Below are 23461 nucleotides of genomic sequence, written 5' to 3'. Positions count from 1 at the left end.
CATCTTACTGCTGGGATGCCTACCCGTCAATGCCTTATTTTCAAAAAATCGCTCAACCGGCGAGAAACTCAGCAGCCTGAGCAGCGAATCGCCGGTTGGTCATCGTTTTCAGCGGCAGGTCACCTCAAACGCTTTGCGATACTCGGATACCTTACAGGTCACCGGCTCACCGAGATAGGTCGAGCCCGCCGGGTTGAATTTAAATTCCCCCAGCAGCATCGTCAGTTCCCCCAGCTCCGGGCAGGATTGCTGATGACGCATAATATCCGGGCGGGTATCGTTATTCACCGCGCGGGCGATGTCGCTGTATGCCAGCTTGTCGGCAAAGGCATTAGCACAAAACTGCAGTTCGCTTTGCGCCATATGCGCGGCCTGCCCTTTCAGCTCGGCATGCTGCGCCAGCAGCAGCTGGCGAACCTCGCCGGCCCGGCTGTAACCGATCGCCGAATAGCCGGCCTTATTGCTGAGGTTGACGCTGGCGCCAGCCTCAAGCAGCGCCTCAACATTGGCTTTATTATTCATTTTGACCGCCAGCATCAGCGGGCTGAGGTCGTTGGCGGAGAGCTGGTCCACCTTTGCGCCGCGCTGCACCAGCGCCGCGATCACCGCAGGCGACCCCTGACCCGCCGCCACCTGCAGCGCCGTGAGTCCTTCACGGTTCGGCTTATCCACCTCCACACCGGAGGCCGACAGCGCCAGCACCAGATTGGGATCATCCCCCGCCGCCGCCAGCATCAGCGGGGTGGTGCCGGATTTATCCGCCAGGCTGGTGTCCGCCCCGGCGTTGGCCAGCGTCGTGATGGTTTCCGCCGAACGCGCGTGATCGACCGCGAGGAAAAAGGCCGATTCCCCTGACGCATTGACGGCCTTCACGTCCGCCCCGTGCCTGATCAGCAGCGCCACGATCTCGTCGACGTTCTTCTTAAACGCGCCGGGCGCCAGTTGTAACGCCATGTCTTCGGTCATCAGCGCGCGGTTACCCGTCGCCAGCGATTTCGCCGCCGTTGCGCCGACAATTTTATCCAGCGCGCTCTCCTTCTCGACAGGCGCATCGGGCTTTTTCATCGCCAGAATATGCTGATAGTCGTTTCTGACATCCCCGCCGTCGGCAATGGCGGACATCAATGCCGTACTCTTCTCGACGCTGGTCTGATTTACCGACGCGCCGGCCTGGAGAAGATCGCCGATAATCGCGGCATCGCTGCCGCGCGCCGCCGCCAGCATCAGCGCCGTGACGCCCTGGCGCGTCTGGAGATTCGGCTTCGCCTGACGCTTAAGCAGTAACGCTACCACATCACGACGATTTTCCGCGGCAGCGACCATCAGGCCACTTAAGCCGGTTTTATCCTGACCATCCACATCAATGCCGTTATTCAGCATGGCTTCGATCGTCGCTGGCGCATCGTATTTACAGGCCAGCAGGAACTGGCTGGTCTCTTCCTCAGACTGGCAGCCCGCGAGCATCAACAGGCACAGTAAGGCCAACCCCTTTATCACCTTCATCCTTTCTCTCCATGAAAAGTTCGTGCACAGGGGGAGCGAGAAAACTGGAGGGTAATCAAAGAAGAAGAGGCAACCTGCCAGACACATCCACTGTGCGAAAAAAATCCCTCGCGCGGCGTCAGCCGGCGAGGGATTAGCTTATCCTGGGCTCAGGAAGGGAGAACAGACCCGAGAATCTGAAAATAAACCCCGTGCCTTACTTTTTCCACCGGCACCAGTTGTTATTCTCATTGATCCCGCCATCCGGCGAGGTATAACCGAGACAGCCCATAATGGTGTCATACAGCTCGACGTGACGGCGCGGCACCTTCATCGCAGCCTGCTGCTGCAGATGGGCAAACGCGGCGGCATGATCGGGGTTCTCCAGGTATTTATCCGACATCCACACCATCATCGGCACGCGGAACTGCTCCGGCGGCGCCATCTTGCGCGGCGTTCCGTGCAGGTGTTCGCGTTCATTAATCGACTCCCCATGATCGGCGGCATAGAACACAATCGCTTTCTTATCCCGCAGCTGGTCGAGGACGCTGACGATAAAGTGATCGACGTAGGTCACGCTGTTATCGTAGGAGTTAATCAGCTCCGCTTTCGAGCACTTGTTGTCGACGCCGACGCACTCCGGCTTCCACTGGGCGAAGCTGCGCGGGTAGCGTTGGGTGTAGTTAAAGTGGGAGCCTTTGGTGTGGAGAATGATCAGATGCTTACCGGAGGCGTTGCCCTGCGCCATACCGCGCTTCATCTCATCCACCAGCAGCATATCGTCAACGCTCTTACCACGGTTGCGCGGCTCGGCGCCAATTTGCTCGCGGTAGGCGATATTGTTGGCCATCGTGTTGCTGTAGAACCACATCTCGCTCTGCATGGCATAGAGATTGCCGTTGAAGCCCAACTGATGAAGCACGGCAAAGACGTTCTGCTCTTTGAGCGTTCGCTGCGGGTTATCCTCCGCCCCGCCCTGACGCACAAACATACAGCGTAACGACAGCTTGGTGGCGGTATCGCAGGAGTAGCCGCGGAAAGCGACAAGATTCTTCTCTTTCTCCAGCTCTGGCGTGGTATTGCGCCTATAGCCGAGGATACCCATATGGTCCCAGCGGGTCGTTTCGCCAATGATAAACACCACGTAGGTGTCATCCAGGCCTTCCGGCGCGACGTAGGTAAACTTCTTCGCCGGGTTAATCAGCGATTTATTATCCGAGGATTCATCCACCTGCGCCCAGGCGTACAGCCCCAGCGCCGACAGCCAGTTTGATGGCAGATAGGAGTTGGCGATCACCCCGCCATAGCTCGGCATATCCACTTCCGAATGGCGCTCCACATCATGCTGACGCAGCTCAAGCAGGCGGATGGGACCCCAGACAATGAGTCCGGCCAGCACGACGATCAATACGTTTTTAACCCGCTGACCCGGGGTGCGCAGTTGGCGCAGCAGCGTATGGCGGCAGCGGTTGCTCCAGATGAACAGCAGCGGCGGCGCGCTCACCACCACCAGCCAGAGGATCAGGTGCCAGCCAATGACCTCTTTCGACAGGTCGATATCGGTGGTCATCACCGAAGCGATAATTCCGTAGCCAATCACCACATTGAGGAACGTCATGTAGTAACTGGCGGCGGCGGAAAACAGGACAATCAGCGTCGCCAGAATGCGCCAGATGCGGCGACCAAACAGTGACAGCAGACGTAACAGGAAGAAGGTGACAAAGACCGTGGCGACCAGTTCAACGACACCGGAAAGCCCTTTCCAGAAAGTGAACTCTTGAGCATAACCATCGAAACGCCGGAAAAAAACGGCGATGTTCATAAACCAGCCGATGTACAGCGCCAGCCAAAAACTAAGCTTCTGCTGCGTCATCGTTCTAATATATTTCATGCAAGCAAACCTGGAAAAAGAAGAATAAAACACCGCCTGACGCTGTGGCACGAGTCAGTAGGCTAATAGGGTGCGTTAGGGTTGGTTATCAGAAACCTCTACAAAGCGCGATAAGTAGACCACAGGGAACGGGAAAAGTATCAGGAGGGAATGTGATCCAGCCAAACATTTACAAAACATTTGGCTGGATTGGCACTATTTGCTTAGGGGATTAACCAGGGGCACGTTTCGCGCTGCAGGTTTCAGGCGTGCGCCTCGCTATAAACACTGCCTTTCGGCTGACGGATGGTGGTGGACAGCGCCAGCGACAGAATCAGCAGGGCGAAGATCACGCAGAAGGTCACGTAGAAGCCGCCGAACAGCGAAGCGATGAGAGAGCCGCAGATGCTGCCGATACCAAAGCCCAGATAAATCACGCCGTAGTTTTTCGCCAGATTGTTCAGGCCAAAGAACTCACTCACCAGCGACGGGAAGACGGTGATGGTGCCGCCGAAGTTAAAGGCGACGCAGGCGATGGCGGCGAAGAAAGTCATGGCATTCAGCGGGGCGAACAGCAGCGCGGCCATCCCTACCAGCGACACGATCTGACCGAGGGTAATCACACGAATGCGGGAGATCTTGTCGGACAGGATGCCTAACACCAGGCGGCCGCTAAGGTTAGCAATCGAGATAACGGTTACCGCGTTTGCCGCCGTGGCGACATCCAGGTGGACCATCCCCTGGGCAATATCTTTCGCCACGCCAATCACGTACAGTCCGCTCATGCAGGCCGTCAGGAACATCACCGCCAGCATCCAGTACTGCGGTTTGCGCATCGATTCGGCGAGAGTAAAGTCATTTTCCACGACGCCGTTGGCCGCGGTGGTCGCCGTATGATTCGGCGCATCTTTCATCAGGGTCGCGCCAAAGACGATCATCACCAGCACGATAGCGCCCCAGATGACGAAGGTTTTTTCCAGGCCGACGGTGGCCAGCAGATGGGAATCAATGAATTTGAACCCCAGGCTGCCGAGCCCATAGGAACCAATGGAGAAAGCAGAGATCAGCCCTTTACGCTCCGGGAACCACTTCACGCAGTTCGACAGGGTCAGCAGATAGCCGGCGCCGTCCGCCAGCCCCACCAGCACGCCCGCGCTCAGCCACAGCATCATCAGGCTGTTGGAGTGCGCGGTCAGGAAGAAGCCCAAACCGAGCAGTATCCCGGAGGCCATGGTCACACGCTTAACGCCAAAGCGTTCCTGCAACTTCCCGGCGACCGACGAGGAGAGCGCCAGCCCGAGGCTCAGCAGGCCAAAGGAGAAAGCCACCTGGCTGACCGGCTCGCCCAGTTTGTCAGACAGCGAACTATTAAACAGGCTCCAGGTATAGACCGAACCGAGAGCAAATTGGGTGATGATGGTGCCGATTAGCGTAAGCCAGCGGGTCGATTGACGGTTTGCAGCGTTCATAGCAGTTGTCCTGATAAATTAACTGCCGCCACAATAGCGAAGGCCCCTCATCCTGTGGGGAAAAAGGCATGAACTGCCACCAGCAGGGAATGAAATGCATTAATGGCGGAACGAATGACATTGCAAAACATTCATTCCGCGAATTTCAGGAAAAAAGTTAGTGTGCGCTATCTCACAGAAATGCGCCCTTACTGAGATTTAACAATAACCGCGTCGTTTCAAACGCGTAACAATATCGGTCAAAAGTTGGCGCTGACGCCCATCAAATAGAGCGTATTTTCCCCGGATGGGACATTGTCCGCCTGCGACAGCGTCGCCCATGCCGCAACATGGGATCCCAACCGCATATCGGCGCCCAGGGTGACATCACTCCAGCCGCCCTCTCTGGCGCGGGTCGTCGGCGACCAGGCATCGCTGGTAAGCGACTGGTTATAGCTCACCTGAGCCCAGGAATGCACGCCCCACAGCGACTGATAATCCATGCGCCAGCCGAGCGTGTTGACATACCCCGTCTCGCCAGCGCTTCTCGTCACTGGCGCGGTGACGTCACTGCGCAGGCTGGCCACCGGCCCGGAGGTCATGCCATTTGCCAGCAGATAATTCCAGCCAACGCTCTGACCACGGCTGCTGTCCGGTGGCGCCAGCGCCTGGTTTAATGCCAGCCCGCCAGGCGTCTCTGAGGACTTCATCCGCTCAGCGAGAATATCTTCGTAACGTGGTTGGTGATCGCTATCCCATGTATAGCGTTCCGGCGTATTACTTTTTGTATCGATAGCGATATATTCCTGTTGCCAGGCATTCGCTCCAGAGACACACGTCATCCAGACGGATACGCTCGCCGGGAACAAGAAGCCCCGGAGGCCATTGCATTTCTTTATTATCATTAATGCGACTCCAGAAAAGAGCCGAATCGGCGATATTGCTGTGTTTTTTTTGGGGATACGATTTCCCTGTATTAACTATTATCTTTATCTTTCAGCCGTCAAGCCGGGGCGTCCACTTTTTTAGCGCAGAGGGAGAAATAGCTATGCAACGTTGCGGATGGGTGAGTCAGGATCCGTTATATATCGAATATCACGATACCGAATGGGGTGTGGCGCAAAAAGAGGGCCGCCAGCTGTTTGAAATGATCTGCCTGGAGGGCCAGCAGGCCGGTTTGTCATGGATCACGGTGTTAAAAAAACGGCAGAACTACCGTCAGGCTTTTCACCACTTCGACCCGGTGCGCGTGGCAGCGATGGGGGAAGACGATGTCGAGCAGTTGCTGCAGAATGCCGGCATCATTCGCCATCGGGGAAAAATCCAGGCCATTATCGGCAACGCCCGCGCCTATCTGGCGATGGAAGAAAATGGCGAGTCGTTCACTGATTTTGTCTGGTCCTTCGTCAACAATGAGCCGCAGGTGACCTGCGCCGCGACGCTGGCGGAGATCCCCACCACGACGCCGGCCTCCGATGCGCTGTCGAAGGCATTGAAAAAACGCGGCTTTAAATTTGTCGGCTCGACAATCTGTTATTCCTTTATGCAGGCCTGTGGGCTGGTCAACGACCATATCACCGGCTGCTTCTGTCACCCTGGAGGTCAGGATGATCCGCAAGTGGGACACTAAAGATACCGCGCCGCTGCTGGCCCTGTGGCTGGACAGCACGATTCATGCCCACCCTTTTATCGGCGAAAGTTACTGGCGCGACAGCGTCGCGGTGGTACGGGATGTCTATCTTCCCGCCGCCAGCACCTGGGTCTGGGAACGCGATGGGGAATTAAAAGGCTTTGTTAGCGTGCTGGACTCCCGCTTCGTCGGCGCGCTGTTTGTCGCGCCGGACGCCATCCGCCAGGGCATTGGCCGGGCGCTGCTGGATGAAGTCAAACAGCACTACGCCTGGCTTAGTCTCGAGGTTTACCAGAAGAACGAATCGGCGGTCAGTTTCTACCATGCGCAGGGCTTCCGGATTGAAGACTGCGCATGGCAGGACGACACTCAGCACCCGACGTGGATTATGCGTTGGCCGGCGGATCAAATGCTGTAAGCGGCAGCGTCGGGCCGGTATATTTCTCCAGCCACGCCAGGGCGGTGTTTCCGGCACAGCCGTTGCCCAGCCGGGATGTCGGGATATCTTTGGTTAAGACATTCACCGCCCCGTTTTTGCAGATGCCCACCAGCGGATCCAGGTCGGGCCATGCCCCTTCATGCAGGCAAATCACCCCCGGGCGGATCCCCTCCGTCACCACCGCGCCGGCCAGCACCTGACCACGGGCGTTCCACACCCGCACCAGATCGCCATCGGCAATTCCCCGGGCCCGGGCATCCTGCGGATGAATAGTCACCGGTTCGCGTCCGGCGACAGCATAGCGTTCGCGCAGCGCGGTGTGGTTCAGTTGACTGTGCAGACGGTGGGCCGGATGGGCCGACAGCAGCTGCAGCTGCCCCGCCTCAGCGTTGCCATGCCACTCGTCGGGCTCCAGCCACATCGGGTGCGGCGGGCAATCGGCGTAGCCAAAGGCGGCGATGGTCGGCGAGTGGATCTCAATTTTACCGCTCGCCGTTTTCAGCGGATTAGCCTGCGGATCGGCGCGGAAGGCGGCGAAGCGCGCAAAACGGGCATTCTCCGGCTCCTCTGGCATCTCAATCAGCTGGTTAGCCTGCCAGAATTCGGCAAACGGCGGCAGCGTCACCTGCTGGTGAGCCCCGCGCTGGGCGGCGATCTGATAGAAGGTCTCCAGCCACTGCAAATCACTCTTCCCTTCGGTGAAGCGCTCGCGGCCGCCCACCTCCCAGCGTTCGCTGAGGTCGGCAAAGACCGTGAAATCGTCGCGCGCTTCATCTCGCGGGGCGACCACCTGCTTCATCGGCACCAGATGCTGATTGCTGTAATCTCCAGTCATGGTCAGATCGTTGCGCTCAAACGAGGTGGTCGCCGGCAGGACGATATCGGCATGGCGCGCGGCGGCGGTCCAGAAGCATTCGGAGATGACGATCAGCTCCGGCTTCTGCCAGGCCTGAATCAGGCGGTTGGTGTCCTGATGATGAGTAAAGTTGGCCCCGCCGGCCCACCAGATAAAGCGAATATCGGGGAAGCGACGCGCCATGCCGTTGTGCTGATACTCTGCCCCCGGATTCTCCAGCGCCTCGACGATCCGCGCGACCGGGATCTTCTCCACCGCGTCCACGCCCCCGGCGACGCTTCCCTGCATCGAGCCCAGTACCGCCGCGCGGCGCGTCGGGTTGCCGCCGTTGGCGAAATGATAGGAAAGACCAAACCCGCCTCCCGGGGTGCCAATCTGCCCCAGCATGGCGGCCAGGGTGACCAGCATCCAGTGCTTCTGCTCGCCATACTGCTGGCGCTGCATGCCCCAGCCAGACATCAGCATGGTGGTATTTTCATGGAAAATTTTCGCCAGTTCACGGATCTTATCCGCTTTCACGCCGCAGATCGCCGCCGCCCAGTCAGCGGTTTTCGCTACGCCGTCGCTTTCGCCGGTCAGATAGCGGGCAAAAATATCGTAGCCGCTGGTGCAGCGGGTAAGAAACGCATCATCCTGCCAGCTATTCTCCACCAGCGTATGGGCGATCCCCAGCATCAGCGCGACATCGGTGCCCATATGCGGCGCGATCCATTCCATCGAATCGCCAAAGAAATCGACGGTTTCCGATCGCATCGGATCGATGCAGATCAGGCGCTTACCGCTCTGGCGCAGCCGGTCGAACCACGGGATCCCCTGCTCGTCGGAGGCGTTCCAGGCAATTTTCAGGGTGTTCAGCGGGTTGGCGCTCCACAGCACCACCACTTCGCTGTGCTCGAGCACCAGCGGCCAGCTGGTCTGCTGCTGATACACCTCATTCCCGCCCACGACGTAAGGCATGATCGCCTGCGCCGCGCCAGTGGAGTAATCGCCAAGATGGCCGGTATAGCCGCCCGCCAGGCTCATGTAGCGCTGCAGCAGGGTGGCCGCCTTATGCAGGACGCCGTTAGAGCGCCAGCCGTAGGAGCCGGCGAAAATCGACTGCGGACCGTAGCTTTCGCGGATCCGCCGATGCTGGGCGTCAATTAAATCCAGCGCCTGATCCCAGCTCACCCGCACGAATTCATCCTGACCGCGGACCCCCTGGGGCTTGTCCGGTGAAGCAAGGAAGCCTTTGCGCACCATCGGATAGCGCACGCGGGTTTTGCTGTGGACCTGATCGCGCACCGCCGTTTGCAGCGAGTTGGCAAACGGTGTCGCCAGCGCGCCGCGGGAAGAGAGGACGTTTTCACCGTCCGTTTCCACCAGCATCGGTCCCCAGTGGGCGGCGGTTAAGATGGTTTTGGTTGCAGATGAGGTTGGCAAGGGCGGCTCCTGGTCAGCGAATGCAGGTGTCATGACGGCGTGATGGGCAACCGTTCAATGTTATTTACAAAATGAGATGGTATCCGGGGAATTTTCTACGTAATCACGCGTCATAATCAACCGTCACGTTCGCTGTGACAAAGAATAAAAAGGATTAAGGACATTAAATGAAAAAACGCGTACTTATGATTGCGGCGCTGGTCAGCGGCACTCTGGCCATTTCTGGCTGCACCACCAACCCCTATACCGGTGAACGTGAAGCAGGTAAATCCGGTATTGGCGCAGGTATTGGCTCCTTAGTGGGCGCTGGCGTCGGCGCGCTCTCCTCTTCCAAACATGACCGCGGCAAAGGCGCGCTGATTGGCGCAGCGGCCGGCGCGGCGCTCGGCGGCGGCATTGGTTACTACATGGACGTGCAGGAAGCGAAGCTGCGTGACAAAATGCAGGGAACCGGGGTCAGCGTGACGCGAAATGGCGACAATATCGTGCTGAACATGCCGAATAACGTCACCTTCGACAGCAATAGCGCCAACCTGAAGCCGGCCGGCGCCAACACCCTGACCGGCGTGGCCATGGTGCTGAAAGAGTACGAGAAAACCGCTGTTAACGTCGTCGGCTACACCGACAGCACCGGCAGCAAGGATCTGAATATGCGTCTGTCGCAACAGCGTGCAGACAGCGTCGCCAGCGCGCTGATCACTCAGGGCGTGGCGGCCAATCGCATTCGCACCACCGGCATGGGGCCGGCGAATCCTATCGCCAGCAACAGCACGGCGGAAGGCAAAGCGCAGAACCGTCGCGTGGAAATTACCCTCAGCCCGCTACAGTAAGCGCATCCTCATGACGCCCGGCAGCCGCTCTGCCGGGCAAAATGCTTGATATCGCTATTTTTCGCGCTAAGGTGTTGGCAGATTTTCAGCAAAGGAAGCCACCATGGCGAAAGCGGCGCGTGCAACTATCAGCGATGTGGCGAAAGCCGCAAAGACCGGCAAAACCAGCATTTCACGTTATCTTAACGGCGAGAAGCATCTGCTTTCCGACGATCTGTTATCACGTATTGAAAAAGCCATTGCCGAACTCGACTACCGCCCCAGCCTGATGGCCCGCGGCCTCAAACACGGCCGAACCCGCCTTATTGGCCTGATCATCGCCGATATCACCAACCCCTACTCGGTCAATGTCATGAGCGGCATTGAAGCGGCCTGCCGGGAAAAAGGCTTCACCCTGCTGGTGTGCAATACCAATAACGAGCTGGATCAGGAACTGCACTACCTGGACCTGCTGCGCAGCTACCAGGTGGAAGGCATCGTGGTCAACGCAGTCGGTATGCGGGAGGATGGCCTGAACCGCCTGCAGCAGTCGGCCCTGCCGATGGTGCTGATTGACCGTAAAATCCCCGATTTCGCCTGCGATGTGGTCGGGCTTGATAACGCCCAGGCCGCCACCACCGCCACCGAACACCTGGTGGAGAAAGGGTTTGAGGCCATCCTGTTTCTCAGCGAACCGCTGGGCTCGGTGAATACCCGCCGCGAGCGTCTGAGCGCTTTTCGCGCTACCCTCACTCGTCACCACGGCGTGGTGGCTGAAAACGCCGAAGTGCAGCTCAACGACGGCGCGATGATGGACAACGTCCTGCGCCAGTTCCACGCCCGTCACCGCGGGATGCGCAAAGCGGTCATCTCCGCCAACGGCGCCCTGACGCTGCAGGTGGCCCGCGCTCTGAAGCGCGTCGGCCTGATCTGGGGGAGCGATATCGGCCTGCTGGGCTTCGACGAACTGGAGTGGGCGGAGCTGGCTGGCGTCGGTATTACCACCCTCAAACAGCCGACGTGGCAGATCGGCTACGCCGCGGTCGAACAGGTGATTCGGCGCATTGCCGGCACTAACGACCCCATCCGCGAGCGGGTCTTCTCCGGCGAGCTTATCGTCCGCGGATCAACCTCTCGTTAACGATCCTTCGTGATGCCGATCATAAATTAAACATCTCGCCCTTTCTTATGGAACCGATACCATCTAGCGTATTAAGGAGATTAAGCAACAAACACCGGGAGTAAGAGCGCGATGGCCAGAAAAATTATTGTCGTTACCGCTGCGTATGGTAATGACCATGTTAAATCCTTAGGCGGCCAGGCCGCTGTCCTGCCGTTCATCGCCGACGCCGGTGCGGACGGTGTCGAAATCCGCCGCGAGCTGTGCAGTGCGGAAGAGCTCAACGCTCTGCCGTCGCTGGCGGCCACCATTGAGCGCCACGGCCTGCTGGCCTGCTACTCCGCGCCGCAGGCGCTGTTCGCCGATAACGGCGAGCTCAACCCGGAACTCCCGGCGCTGCTCGCGGAAGCGCAAACCCTTAACGCCCTGTGGCTAAAGCTCTCCCTTGGCCATTTCCTTCACAATCAGCAGTTGGATGAGCTGCGCGAGATCCTCCGCGATAGCGGCATGGCGTTGGTGGTAGAGAATGACCAGACCGACTGCGGCCAGCTGGCGCCGATGCAGCGCTTCAAAGCCGCCTGCAGGGTCCATCAGTTGCCGGTCACCTTAACGTTTGATATGGGCAACTGGCTGTGGGTCGGCGACTCGCCGGAAGAGGCGGCACGCCACCTTGCGCCGGCGGTCAGCTATATTCATGTGAAAGCGGCGGAGCCTCATCATGAGAAATTCCGCGCGGTACCGCCGGATCAGGCCGCCGATCGCTGGCTGGCCCTGCTCGATAATCTTCCTGCCGACGCGCCGCGTGGAATCGAGTTCCCGCTGACTGGCCATGACCTGACGGCCGTGACCCGCCGCTACGTCAACCTGTTACGCGAGGATTAAGTCGTGGAAAATTTAGATGTCATCACCATCGGCGAAGCCATGGCCATGTTTGTCGCCACCGAAACCGGCGATCTGGCCGAGGTGGAGCATTTCATGAAGCGTGTCGCCGGCGCCGAACTGAACGTCGCCACCGGCCTGGCGCGCCTGGGTCTGAAGGTCGGCTGGGTCAGCCGCGTCGGCAACGACAGCTTTGGCCGCTTCGTACTGCAATCGCTGGCGAAAGAGGGGATCGATAGCCACGCTGTCGCCATCGACAACCGCTTCGCTACCGGTTTCCAGATGAAATCGAAAGTCGAAAATGGAACCGATCCCATTGTGGAGTATTTCCGCAAAGGCTCTGCCGCCAGCCATCTGTCGCCGGACGATTTTCGCGCCGACTACTTCACCAGCGCCCGCCATCTGCACCTGAGCGGCGTGGCCGCCGCGCTCTCTGAAAGCTCATATGCGCTGCTGGAGCATGCGGCGAAGGTGATGAAAGCCGAGGGAAAAACCCTCTCTTTCGACCCTAATCTGCGCCCGGTGCTGTGGAAAAGCGAAGCCGAGATGGTGGAGAAACTCAACCGTCTCGCCTTCCAGGCTGACTGGGTTTTGCCAGGCTTAAAAGAGGGCGTGATTCTCACCGGCCAGCAGACCCCGGAAGGGATCGCCGATTTTTATCTCTCCCGCGGCGTCAAGGCGGTAGTCATTAAAACCGGCTGCGACGGCGCCTGGTTCAAGAGCGCCAGCGGCGAACAGGGAACGGTTGATGCCATTAAAGTCGAAAACGTCGTCGATACCGTCGGCGCCGGCGACGGCTTTGCCGTCGGGGTGATTAGCGCCCTGCTGGAAGGCAAAACCCTGCTTCAGGCGGTGAACCGCGGCAATAAAATCGGTTCGCTGGCGATTCAGGTCCAGGGCGACAGCGAGGGGCTCCCCACCCGCGATGCGCTGGGCGAATAACATTTATACGCAACAATAACAGCCGTCCTGTACCCTACCTGCAGCGCGGCACAGCAGCGTCCGTTTCGACGGACGGATGTCACCTCATTGATAGAGGCAAGCCTATGAATAGCTCAACAAATGCAACGAAACGCTGGTGGTACATCATGCCTATCGTGTTTATCACGTATAGCCTGGCGTACCTCGACCGTGCCAACTTCAGCTTCGCCTCCGCGGCAGGCATTACCGAAGACCTGGGCATCACCAAGGGGATCTCCTCCCTGCTGGGGGCCCTGTTCTTCCTCGGCTACTTCTTCTTCCAGATCCCCGGCGCTATCTATGCGGAGCGCCGCAGCGTTCGCAAACTGATCTTTATCTGCCTGATCCTCTGGGGCGGCTGCGCCTCGCTGACCGGTGTTGTGCATAATATCCCGGCGCTGGCGGCCATTCGCTTTATCCTCGGCGTCGTCGAAGCGGCGGTGATGCCGGCGATGCTGATCTATATCAGCAACTGGTTCACCAAATCAGAGCGCTCTCGCGCCAACACCTTCCTGATCCTCGGTAACCCGGTGACGGTCCTGTGGATGTCGGTGGTCTCCGGCTACCTGATTCAGGCCTTCGGCTGGCGGGAAATGTTCATCATCGAAGGGGTGCCGGCAGTGATCTGGGCCTTCTGCTGGTGGGTGCTGGTAAAAGACAAACCGTCGCAGGTTAACTGGCTGGCGGAGAGTGAAAAAGCCGCGCTGCAGGAACAACTGGATCGTGAACAGCAGGGCATCAAAGCGGTACGTAACTATGGCGAAGCCTTCCGCTCCCGCAACGTGATCCTGCTCTGCGCGCAGTACTTTGCCTGGAGTATCGGCGTGTACGGTTTTGTACTGTGGCTGCCGTCGATTATCCGCAGCGGCGGTGAAAATATGGGGATGGTGGAAGTGGGCTGGCTCTCTTCGGTTCCGTACCTGGCGGCCACTATCGCCATGATCGTGGTCTCCTGGGCCTCCGATAAAATGCAGAACCGTAAGCTGTTCGTCTGGCCGCTGCTGCTGATTGGCGGACTGGCCTTCATCGGCTCCTGGGCGGTCGGCGCCAACCACTTCTGGGTGTCTTATACCCTGCTGGTGGTGGCCGGTGCGGCAATGTATGCGCCTTACGGCCCCTTCTTCGCCATTATTCCGGAAATGCTGCCGCGTAACGTCGCCGGAGGCGCCATGGCGCTGATCAACAGTATGGGCGCTCTGGGCTCCTTCTGCGGCTCGTGGTTTGTCGGCTACCTGAACGGTGCCACCGGCAGCCCCGCAGCCTCCTATATTTTTATGGGGGTGGCGCTTTTCGCCTCAGTATTGCTGACTTTGATTGTTAAGCCTGCTAATAATCAAAACATTCCGCTTGGCGCTCACCACGCCTGAACTATTTCTACTACGGAGATTCGCATGAAGCCGTCTGTCATTCTCTATAAAACGCTTCCCGACGACCTGCTACAGCGCCTGGAGGAGCACTTTTCCGTCACTCAGGTAAAAAACCTGCGGCCGGAGACCGTTTCGCAGCATGCAGAGGCCTTCGCCCAGGCTGAAGGCCTCCTGGGCTCCAGCGAAAAGGTTGACGCCGCGCTGCTGGAGAAGATGCCGAAGCTGCGTGCGACCTCTACCGTTTCCGTTGGCTATGACAACTTTGACGTCGAGGCGCTGAACGCTCGCCGGGTGCTGCTGATGCATACCCCGACCGTACTGACCGAGACCGTCGCCGATACGGTCATGGCGCTGGTGCTGAGCACCGCGCGCCGGGTAGTGGAAGTGGCGGAGCGCGTCAAAGCGGGCGAGTGGACGAAGAGCATTGGCCCGGACTGGTTCGGCAGCGACGTGCACCATAAAACCTTAGGTATCGTCGGCATGGGCCGCATCGGTATGGCGCTGGCGCAGCGCGCCCACTTCGGGTTCGGCATGCCGATCCTGTATAACGCGCGCCGCCAGCATCCGCAGGCGGAAGAGCGCTTCAATGCCCGCTATTGCGATCTCGATACCCTGCTGCAGGAAGCCGATTTCGTCTGCCTGATCCTGCCCCTGAGCGAAGAGACCCACCATCTGTTCGGTCAGGCGCAGTTTGCCAAAATGAAATCTTCCGCCATCTTCATTAACGCCGGACGTGGCCCGGTGGTGGACGAGCAGGCGCTGATCGCTGCTCTGCAGGCGGGTGAAATTCATGCTGCCGGCCTTGATGTCTTCGAACACGAACCGCTGGCAAAAGACTCGCCGCTGTTAACCCTACCAAACGTTGTCGCGCTGCCGCATATCGGCTCTGCCACCCATGAGACGCGCTACAACATGGCGGCCTGCGCGGTGGACAACCTGATCGATGCCCTGAACGGTAATGTAGAGAAAAACTGCGTTAACCCGCAGGTCAAATAAGCCATAAAAAAACCCGGGTAGCGGCGGCAATCGCCCTCCCCGGGTTCTTTTTGCATCTTATCCATCATCCTGCTCGTTCGCCGCAGCCAACGTCAGCCAGATGAGACATTAACGGGTGGCGTTCACCGCTGCCGTCCATGCCTGATTAAACGCCTGATGCTGCGCCGCCAGCGGCCCAATCAGCGCATTGTACTGGCTGGCCTGCTGCGAGGTGGGGAACTGAATGCCGTTGGCCACAAAGCTCACCTGGGTCCCCTGCTGAGCGACAAAATCCCCCACCTGAACCAGCTGCTGGGTAAAGATTTGCGCGGCCGGGATCAGCGGCTGCAGCGCGTCAGCTGGCGCGGTCACCACCTTGGCGTAAACCTGATCGAAGACCGGCTTAAGATCGTCAGCCTGCTTCAGAGCGCTATGCGCGGCATCGGCCTGCATTTTCGCATTCTGCAGCTGCTGGCTGAGCACGCCCAGCGCGCCGTTCGCCTGACGCAGCGGCTCACGCTGGGTCATATAGTCCTGCGGGACGCGGATAGCATTGACGCTGTCCACCACCGGGCGCAGACCAGCGTCCATCGCCTGGCTCACCTGCTGCGAGTAACCGTAGATCACCGCGTAGTCAGAGACAAAAGGCCCAAACTGTTTTTTCTGATCGGCGGTCAGCGTCGGCAGACGTTCACCGCTACGCATCGCCGTATTCTGCAGGAAGTCGATAAACGCTTTGCGCTGATCGCCTTCTTTATCAAAACACCCACTCAGGCTAACCACCATCAATAAGGCCGCCATAGCCGCAAACCAGCGAGAGCAGGACTTTCCTGTCGCCATTTTTTTACTCCTTTCAGCCAAAAAAAGCGCACAACGACACACACGTGCCAGACGCTGACAAGGATAGTCCAGCTCGGCCTCGCAGGATACCCTTTACTGCTAATCTTACGCAGGAAAAACGCCATTTCGCACGCCATCGTCGCGGTGTAGAACGTCTGTTATGCACATCACAAATATAGTCATCACATTCTGCGAGCGAAGTTTATATAACCATCTGATTTTTATGGCACTAAAAAAGTTTCCGTACGACGTGGCGTCCTAAAACGGACGATAATCGCACGCTTTGGCGCGCGCCTGCATTGCCTGCCCCCCACTTCAATGATTTGATGAATGAGCGATTAACGGCGATACGTTCGATTATCGCACAAATCAAACTCAATGACGCGAGGACGACGATAAAAACAGACCTCTGTCCCTCGCTCAGTCTGCCAGGAAAGCCGTATGACTAAGACAACCATCGACATTCAGGCCTTTATCAACGAGCACCCCTTCACCCGCTACCAGTGGATGATCCTTGCGCTCTGCTTTATCACCGTCGCGATGGACGGATTCGACACCGCGATCATCGGATTTATCGCCTCCGACCTGGTACAGGAATGGGGCGTGGAAAAATCGGCGCTCGGCCCGGTGATGAGCGCCGCGCTGGTGGGCCTGGCGGTCGGCGCCTTAACCGCGGGGCCGCTGGCTGACCGCATCGGCCGCAAAAAAGTGCTGATTATGTCGATCGTGGTGTTCGGCGGATTCAGCCTGCTTACCGCCTTCGCCACCAGCCTTAATCAGCTGACGCTGCTGCGTTTCCTGACCGGTCTCGGACTCGGCGCGGCGATGCCGAATGCGGCCACCCTGATGAGCGAATATGCGCCGGAGCGCCGTCGGGCGCTGCTGGTGAACCTGATGTTCGTCGGCTTTCCGATGGGATCATCGCTGGGTGGCTTTTTATCCGCCTGGATGATCCCGCACTATGGCTGGCAGAGTGTGCTGGTGCTGGGCGGCGTGATGCCCCTCCTGCTGGCCGTAGCGTTAATTTTTCTGCTGCCGGAGTCAGCCCGCTATCTGGTGGTGAAGCAGCAGCCGGCGCAGCGCATTGCCGCCATCCTGAAACGCATCGCGCCGCTGCCGGAGGCGGTGGAATTTGAGCTGCGCGAAGCAGGCCAGGTGAAAGAGAAATCGGCCATCGGCGTCATTTTCTCCCCACGCTACGCGGTGGGTACCGTGATGTTGTGCCTGACCTACTTTATGGGCCTGCTGATTTTCTACCTCCTGACCAGCTGGCTGCCGCTGCTGATCCGCGAAACCGGCGCCTCGATGAGTCAGGCCTCCATCATCACCGCCCTGTTCCCGCTGGGCGGCGGGATTGGCGTACTGATCCTTGGCGCCCTGATGGACAAGATCAATCCCAACAAGGTGGTGGCCGTCGGCTGGTTGCTGACCGGCGTTTGCGTCTGCCTGGTGGGTTTCTCCACCAGCAGCCTGGTGCTGATGGGGGTGATGGTGTTTATCGCCGGTAGTATTATGAATGGCGCGCAGTCGTCGATGCCCGCGCTGGCGGCAGGCTTCTACCCGACGCAGGGGCGCGCCACCGGCGTCGCCTGGATGCTGGGTATCGGCCGCTTCGGCGGGATCCTCGGCGCGTTCAGCGGCGCCTTCCTGATGCAGGCGCAGCTCTCCTTTGAAACCATCTTCACTCTGCTGGCCATCCCGGCGTTCCTGTCAGCCCTCGCGCTGCTGATCAAATACCGGGTCAGTAAATCCGCGCCGGCGACGAAAGACGACGCGAGAGGTCTGCAGAAAGCCTGATTGTTAAGCCGGCGGCCCGCGCCGGCTTTGCCGCTTTTTTCTTATCCGTTTACAAAAATTTTCGAAGCCATCTCATCGCGTTAGTAATCATTCTCTTAGGCTCCACTGCCGTTTGGCTGCCGGGGCCGATTCGATAGCCTGTTGGCAAATAATCACGGACGTTACCATCCGCTGCACGATTTTCTGACTATTCTTAAAGAGCTTTATAAAAAATCTCTTCCGCTGTGTGATAAAAGGAGTTCTCAATGGAATATAAAGATCCCGTGTTTGAACTGCTGAGCAGCCTGGAACACATCGTATTTAAGGATGATAATCAGAAACTTACCTCAAACCGTAAGTCCACTGTGTTTAGTGAATTTGAGCAACTGCGTAAAGGCACTGGACTTAAGATTGACGACTTTGCCAACGTCATGGGCGTGAGCGTCGCCATGGTAAGAGAGTGGGAGTCGAGACGGGTTAGACCGTCTCCCACCGAGCTGAAATTGATGCGCCTGATTCAGGCCAATCCACAGCTTTCACGACAGTTACTCGATTAATCCAGCGCGCAGCGGCATGGGTCAGTAAGGGGGCTTTTGCCGCTGCACCGTAAAAAAAGTTTGCTATCAGGTGCTGAACGTGCGTTAATGCTCGCAGGTTTGATGTACAGACCACAGAGCAGTCGAATAGAGCAGTCCTTCTAAGGTTATCCAAAGATACCCCCGTAGTGAACTTTCCCTTTATCGCTTTAAATCTGTAGTCCAGACCGCTACGCCGCAAGGCTCACTTATTTTTTTAAAGGTAATTCACTATGTCCGGTAAAATGACTGGTATCGTAAAATGGTTCAACGCTGACAAAGGCTTCGGCTTCATCACTCCTGACGATGGCTCTAAAGACGTGTTCGTACACTTCTCTGCTATCCAGAACGATGGCTACAAATCCCTGGACGAAGGTCAGAAAGTTTCCTTCACCATCGAAAGCGGCGCTAAAGGCCCGGCAGCTGGCAACGTAACTTCTCTGTAAGTTCAAGCCGCTAAGAATCGAGAATCCCTGCCTGATGGCGGGGATTTTTTTTATCTGTCGCCAACAGCCGCCAGCATACGATGGCGGCTGTTGGGCATTCAGAGCAGGGAAAAGTGCCAGCCCGTCTCCCGCCACGCCAGGCTATGGGTCAGCTTCAGACCGTGTAAAAAAGCCTCATCATGTGACACCACCAGCATCGCGCCTGGAAACGCCGCCAGCGCGCTTTCAATAGCCTGTGTCGATGCTAAATCGAGATGGTTGGTCGGCTCATCCAGCAAAAGCAGCTGAGCGGGATCGCGTCGCCAGAGCACGCACGCCAGGGCCGCTTTCAGACGCTCACCGCCGCTGAGCGTCGCCAACGGCAGAGTGACCTTATCCGCGCCAAGCTGGAGCTGCGCCAGACGGGTGCGCAGAAGGCCCTCATCCAGCGGGGTATCGTCCAGGCTCAGGTGCGCCATGACCGATAACGACAGATCCAGCTGTGTCAGATGTTGATCCAGATAAGCCGCGCTCACCGACAGCCGGACATCGCCTGAGAGGGCCTGCTCCAGTCCCAGCAGCGTTTTCAGCAAAGTGGTTTTGCCACAGCCGTTCGGTCCCTTTAGCGCAATACGCATCGGACCATCCATACGCCAGTCCAGAGGTGCAGCGGGTGAATGGGCGAGCTGCAATGCTTCCACCACCAGAACCTGCTTGCCGGCGGCCACTTCGCTACCCGGCAGGGTAAACATCACCGGATTGTCGTCTTCTACCCGCTCCCGTGCCTGCTGCACGGCGGCATTCAGACTGCTGTTCTGTTCACGATGCTGACGGCGCAGCGTTCCCGGGCGCTCTTTTGCCGCACCTTTGTACTTCACACGTTCAAACGAGGCAATATTTAGCGTATCAACGGTCCGCAGCGTCTGAGCCGAGCGCCGCTGGGCGGCGTCATGCTCCTTTTGCATTCGCGCGCGGGTGCGCCGTCGCTCGGTCACAGCATGCTCCAGCGCCGCGCGCGCAGCCTGCTGCTCCGCCATACGCTGGCGCTGATATTCATCATAGTTGCCGCCGTAGCTGCGCAGCGCCGTCGGCGTCAGCTCAATAATCCTCGGCATCCGCGTCAGTAACTCGCGGTCGTGGCTGGCGATCAGAGCCCCACCCTGCCAGCTTTCCAGTTGGTGATAGAGCCACTCCCGCCCCTGGCGGTCCAGATGGTTGGTGGGCTCATCCAGCAGCAGATAATCGGCGCCGGAGACAAAGGCGCCGCACAGCAGAGCCTTCATCCGCTCGCCGCCGCTGAGTGAAAAAACGGGACGATCGGCAGAGAACGGCGGGAGATCGGCTTCACGGAAAGCTAAACTCAGGCGATCGGGGAGATCCCAGTGGCCATCCAATAGATCGAAATCGGCAGCCAGCACTTGACCCTGTTCAAGGCGAGACAAGGCATCAAATATCGGCGCATAGCCCAGCAGCGCCGCGAGGGTCATCTCTGGCGTGACGTTCGGCTGCTGCGCCACCCAGGCAATGGAAGCCGCGCGTTCAATATGACCGTCGGCGGGGGAATCCAGACCGGCCAGCAGACGTAGCAGACGCGTCTTGCCGACGCCGTTCCGGCCGACCAGGCCGCAAAGCGACGATTCCAGCGATAAATTCAGCGGACCAAATAGCGTATCTCCCGTCGCAAACTGACAGGTGACCTGATGTAAAACAAAAGCGGGGATATGGGCGCAATGAGCCATAAGCACTCCTGAATGAAATCAATACTCCCCTACCCGCAACATCTGCGAGGTAAGGCGTGAAATTCATCAGTCGTGTTTGTTCATTTGTGGGGCGCGCTCCGGTGAGACGAGGAATTCGTCGGGACATAGGATAGCCACACTCCGGTATGCGTTGCAAGCCTGTTTATTCAACGATCGTGTAAAAATAAAAAGGCCTCCTGATATCAGGAGGCAAATGATTTATTTGGTGAACAATGAAAGGGTGCATTGAGAATGCCTGACACTGCAAGCATGGTGGGGATAGATCCCCACCAGATGCTCTTACTGTTTAATATCACAGGCTAAGAATGCCACCAGCTCAATATTTCCCTGCCTGAGCTGTAATTCACATAGCGAATCACGAACCATCCAGGTCAATAATAAAATAGTGAAGCAAATCACTACTAAGCCAAACAACAAATACTTTTGCGGCATTCCTCGCCTCCAGTGTTGATTTTCAACAAGTAAGAGGCTACTCTTATGGTGTTCATGCATAGGGGAGCCTCACTTTGATTACTATCAGGTGGGGCTTTTCTCTGTCTGTCTCCCGCTGAATACCTGAGACACACAGTCTCAAGCACCCGCCGCCATTCTAGCGTAAATACCTCACGGAATTATGTTTATATATTCCTAAAACATTTCTTATCGATGAATGTAAATAATGAAGATATCAATGACAGAATTATTAACGGTTCATCTATTTATATTTCACGTATAAAAAAACCTGCCCTGAGGCAGGTCTTTTATTATTACCGATACGCTTACTGCAGCAGAGAAATATCCGCGACCTGCAGGAACAGTTCACGCAGTTTGGACAGCAGCGTCAGACGGTTGATGCGAACATCTTTGTCTTCAGCGTTAACCATCACGTTCTCGAAGAATTCATCCACCGGCTCGCGCAGCGCAGCCAGCTCGATCAACGCATCCTGATAACGGCCTGCGGCGAAATACGGCTGCAGTTTGTCGCGCAGCACCACCAGATTGCCCGCCAGCTTGATTTCCGCCGCTTCTTTCAGCACTGAAGCGTGAACGATGTCGTTCAGCGTCTCGTCGGATTTCGCGAGGATGTTGGAGACACGTTTGTTTGCCGCCGCCAGCGCGGAGGACTCTTCCAGGGTACGGAAGTGCGATACGGCTTTCATGCGCGCATCAAAATCCGCCGGGCGGGTTGGACGACGCGCCAGTACCGCCTGGATCGTGTCGACGCCGTAACCTTCGTCCTGATACCAGGCGCGGAAGCGGCCCAGCATAAAGTCGATCACATCATCAACCACGTTGGCGTTGGTCAGCTTCTCACCGTACAGACGCACCGCTTCTTCGGTCAGCGTTTGCAGATCGAGATTCAGGTTCTTCTCAACAATGATACGCAGCACGCCCAGCGCGGCGCGGCGCAGCGCAAACGGGTCTTTATCGCCTTTCGGATGCTGCCCGATACCAAAGATACCCGCCAGGGTGTCCATCTTATCGGCAATCGCCACCGCGCAGGCAACCGGGTTAGACGGCAGCGCGTCGCCGGCAAAGCGCGGCTGATACTGTTCGTTCAGCGCCACGGCCACATCTTCCGCTTCGCCATCATGGCGCGCGTAGTGCATCCCCATCACGCCCTGGGTGTCGGTGAACTCGAAGACCATGTTGGTCATCAGGTCGCACTTGGACAGCAGGCCCGCGCGGGTCGCATGGTTCACATCAGCGCCAATCTGCCCGGCAATCCAGCCCGCCAGCGCCTGAATGCGATCGGTCTTGTCGCGCAGGGTCCCAAGTTGCTGTTGGAACAGCACGGTTTCCAGACGCGGCAGGTTATCTTCCAGACGTTTTTTACGGTCGGTGTTGAAGAAGAATTCAGCATCGGCCAGACGCGGACGAACCACCTTCTCGTTACCGGAGATGATCTGCTGCGGATCTTTGGACTCGATGTTGGCTACGAAGATAAAGTTCGGCAGCAGTTTGCCGGCATTGTCGTAGACCGGGAAGTACTTCTGGTCGCCCTTCATGGTGTAAACCAGCGCTTCGGACGGCACCGCGAGGAATTTTTCTTCGAACTTCGCCGTCAGCACCACCGGCCATTCCACCAGCGAGGTGACTTCTTCCAGCAGGCTTTCGCTCAGATCGGCTTGACCGCCAATCTTACGCGCCGCCTCTTCCGCATCGGCTTTGATTTTGGCTTTACGCTGTTCGTAATCGGCGATGACTTTACCGCGCTCCAGCAGGATCTGCGGGTACTGGTCGGCATGATCGATAGTGAACTCCGGCTCACCCATAAAGCGATGCCCGCGAATCACGCGATCGGACGGAATACCGAGGATAGTGGCCGGGATCACTTTGTCACCCAGCAGCAAAGTCACCGTGTGAACCGGACGCACGAAGTGGACGTCAGACGCGCCCCAGCGCATCAGTTTCGGGATCGGCAGCTTCGCCAGCGAGCTGGCAATCATGTTCGGCAGCAGCGCTTCAGTGCTTTCGCCCTTTACATGGGCGCGATACAGCAGCCACTCGCCTTTGTCGGTGGTCAGACGTTCGGCCTGATCGACGGTGATACCGCAGCCGCGCGCCCAGCCTTCGGCCGCTTTGCTTGGCTTGCCTTCGGCATCGAACGCCTGGGCAATAGCCGGGCCGCGTTTTTCCACTTCGCGATCGGCTTGCGCCGCCGCCAGGTTGGCTACCTTCAGCGCCAGACGACGCGGGGCGGCAAACCATTCCACTTTACCGTGCGCGAGGCCGGCGTTATCCAGCTCCGCGGTCACGTTCGCAGCAAAAGATTCCGCCAGGCTGCGCAGCGCTTTTGGTGGCAGCTCTTCAGTGCCGATTTCCACCAGAAAAGTATTCTCAGACAT

The 23461-nt window shown here is 58.0% G+C and carries 20 protein-coding genes; 11 read left to right on the top strand and 9 right to left on the bottom strand.

The annotated features are described in order from the left end of the window. Positions 1-108: 108 nt before the first annotated feature. The 4 genes from SP68_RS01020 to SP68_RS01005 all read right to left on the bottom strand — a co-directional run bounded on the left by SP68_RS01020 (position 109) and on the right by SP68_RS01005 (position 5642). Positions 109-1503 (bottom strand): ankyrin repeat domain-containing protein, encoded by a 1395-nt coding sequence (locus SP68_RS01020; RefSeq protein ID WP_040968939.1) that lies wholly within the window; start codon positions 1501-1503, stop codon positions 109-111. 196 nt (positions 1504-1699) lie between these two features. After that, complete coding sequence (gene eptB, locus SP68_RS01015) at positions 1700-3373, bottom strand: kdo(2)-lipid A phosphoethanolamine 7''-transferase (RefSeq protein ID WP_040968940.1); 1674 nt, start codon at positions 3371-3373, stop codon at positions 1700-1702. 242 nt (positions 3374-3615) lie between these two features. After that, positions 3616-4821 carry an L-lactate MFS transporter gene (locus SP68_RS01010; protein WP_012540343.1) on the bottom strand — a complete coding sequence of 402 codons (1206 nt, stop codon included), beginning with the start codon at positions 4819-4821 and terminating at the stop codon, positions 3616-3618. A gap of 239 nt (positions 4822-5060) precedes the next feature. Beyond that, on the bottom strand, positions 5061-5642 hold the full coding sequence (locus SP68_RS01005; protein ID WP_162499950.1) for an autotransporter outer membrane beta-barrel domain-containing protein: 582 nt from the start codon (positions 5640-5642) through the stop codon (positions 5061-5063). Positions 5643-5848: 206 nt separating this feature from the next. Between SP68_RS01005 and tag the strand changes: the two genes are divergently transcribed. Then, positions 5849-6430: a DNA-3-methyladenine glycosylase I gene (gene tag, locus SP68_RS01000; protein WP_012540342.1), complete on the top strand. Its 582-nt coding sequence runs from the start codon at positions 5849-5851 to the stop codon at positions 6428-6430. After that, a complete protein-coding gene (locus tag SP68_RS00995; protein ID WP_038421889.1) occupies positions 6408-6848 on the top strand; it encodes an N-acetyltransferase in 441 nt (146 codons plus the stop codon). Before tag ends, SP68_RS00995 begins: the two co-directional genes overlap by 23 nt. Here SP68_RS00995 and SP68_RS00990 read toward each other — a convergent pair. Beyond that, positions 6817-9147, bottom strand: coding sequence for a molybdopterin guanine dinucleotide-containing S/N-oxide reductase (locus SP68_RS00990; protein ID WP_040968942.1), 2331 nt, complete (start codon positions 9145-9147; stop codon positions 6817-6819). The two genes, SP68_RS00995 and SP68_RS00990, sit on opposite strands and share 32 nt — an antisense overlap. Before the next feature lie 167 nt (positions 9148-9314). Here SP68_RS00990 and SP68_RS00985 point away from each other — a divergent pair, with 167 nt between their 5' ends. The 6 genes from SP68_RS00985 (at position 9315) to ghrB (ending at position 15278) form a co-directional block, all read left to right on the top strand. Continuing rightward, entirely contained in the window at positions 9315-9977 is a 663-nt protein-coding gene (locus SP68_RS00985; protein ID WP_002921917.1) for an OmpA family lipoprotein, read from the top strand. 103 nt (positions 9978-10080) lie between these two features. Continuing rightward, positions 10081-11097 (top strand): LacI family DNA-binding transcriptional regulator, encoded by a 1017-nt coding sequence (locus tag SP68_RS00980; protein ID WP_008806891.1) that lies wholly within the window; start codon positions 10081-10083, stop codon positions 11095-11097. A gap of 111 nt (positions 11098-11208) precedes the next feature. Beyond that, positions 11209-11958, top strand: coding sequence for a sugar phosphate isomerase/epimerase family protein (locus SP68_RS00975; protein WP_008806890.1), 750 nt, complete (start codon positions 11209-11211; stop codon positions 11956-11958). A gap of 3 nt (positions 11959-11961) precedes the next feature. Then, complete coding sequence (locus SP68_RS00970; protein ID WP_008806889.1) at positions 11962-12897, top strand: sugar kinase; 936 nt, start codon at positions 11962-11964, stop codon at positions 12895-12897. Positions 12898-13001: 104 nt separating this feature from the next. Then, positions 13002-14282, top strand: a complete 1281-nt coding sequence (locus SP68_RS00965) for an MFS transporter (RefSeq protein ID WP_008806888.1) — start codon at positions 13002-13004, stop codon at positions 14280-14282. Positions 14283-14306: 24 nt separating this feature from the next. Further along, on the top strand, positions 14307-15278 hold the full coding sequence (gene ghrB, locus SP68_RS00960; RefSeq protein WP_012540338.1) for a glyoxylate/hydroxypyruvate reductase GhrB: 972 nt from the start codon (positions 14307-14309) through the stop codon (positions 15276-15278). 108 nt (positions 15279-15386) lie between these two features. On the opposite strand, the gene SP68_RS00955 is transcribed toward ghrB, so the two are convergent. Beyond that, positions 15387-16097, bottom strand: coding sequence for a DUF3053 domain-containing protein (locus SP68_RS00955; protein WP_012540337.1), 711 nt, complete (start codon positions 16095-16097; stop codon positions 15387-15389). Positions 16098-16538: 441 nt separating this feature from the next. On the opposite strand from SP68_RS00955, the gene SP68_RS00950 reads away from it, so the two are divergent. The 3 genes from SP68_RS00950 to cspE all read left to right on the top strand — a co-directional run bounded on the left by SP68_RS00950 (position 16539) and on the right by cspE (position 18894). Next, on the top strand, positions 16539-17894 hold the full coding sequence (locus SP68_RS00950; RefSeq protein ID WP_008806885.1) for an MFS transporter: 1356 nt from the start codon (positions 16539-16541) through the stop codon (positions 17892-17894). Positions 17895-18139: 245 nt separating this feature from the next. Further along, complete coding sequence (locus SP68_RS00945) at positions 18140-18430, top strand: HTH-type transcriptional regulator (protein ID WP_002921931.1); 291 nt, start codon at positions 18140-18142, stop codon at positions 18428-18430. Positions 18431-18681: 251 nt separating this feature from the next. After that, a complete protein-coding gene (cspE, locus tag SP68_RS00940) occupies positions 18682-18894 on the top strand; it encodes a transcription antiterminator/RNA stability regulator CspE (protein ID WP_000014594.1) in 213 nt (70 codons plus the stop codon). A 98-nt stretch (positions 18895-18992) separates the two neighbouring features. On the opposite strand, the gene SP68_RS00935 is transcribed toward cspE, so the two are convergent. From SP68_RS00935 to glyS, 3 genes are all read right to left on the bottom strand, one after another. Beyond that, positions 18993-20612: an ATP-binding cassette domain-containing protein gene (locus tag SP68_RS00935; RefSeq protein WP_040969155.1), complete on the bottom strand. Its 1620-nt coding sequence runs from the start codon at positions 20610-20612 to the stop codon at positions 18993-18995. 300 nt (positions 20613-20912) lie between these two features. Beyond that, on the bottom strand, positions 20913-21065 hold the full coding sequence (hokA, locus tag SP68_RS00930) for a type I toxin-antitoxin system toxin HokA (RefSeq protein ID WP_012967075.1): 153 nt from the start codon (positions 21063-21065) through the stop codon (positions 20913-20915). Between the two features lie 326 nt (positions 21066-21391). After that, positions 21392-23461: a glycine--tRNA ligase subunit beta gene (glyS, locus tag SP68_RS00925; RefSeq protein WP_012967074.1), complete on the bottom strand. Its 2070-nt coding sequence runs from the start codon at positions 23459-23461 to the stop codon at positions 21392-21394.

It is taken from the genome of Klebsiella variicola, from assembly GCF_000828055.2.
Lineage (GTDB): Bacteria > Pseudomonadota > Gammaproteobacteria > Enterobacterales > Enterobacteriaceae > Klebsiella > Klebsiella variicola.
This window is presented reverse-complemented; position numbering and strand designations above follow the sequence as displayed.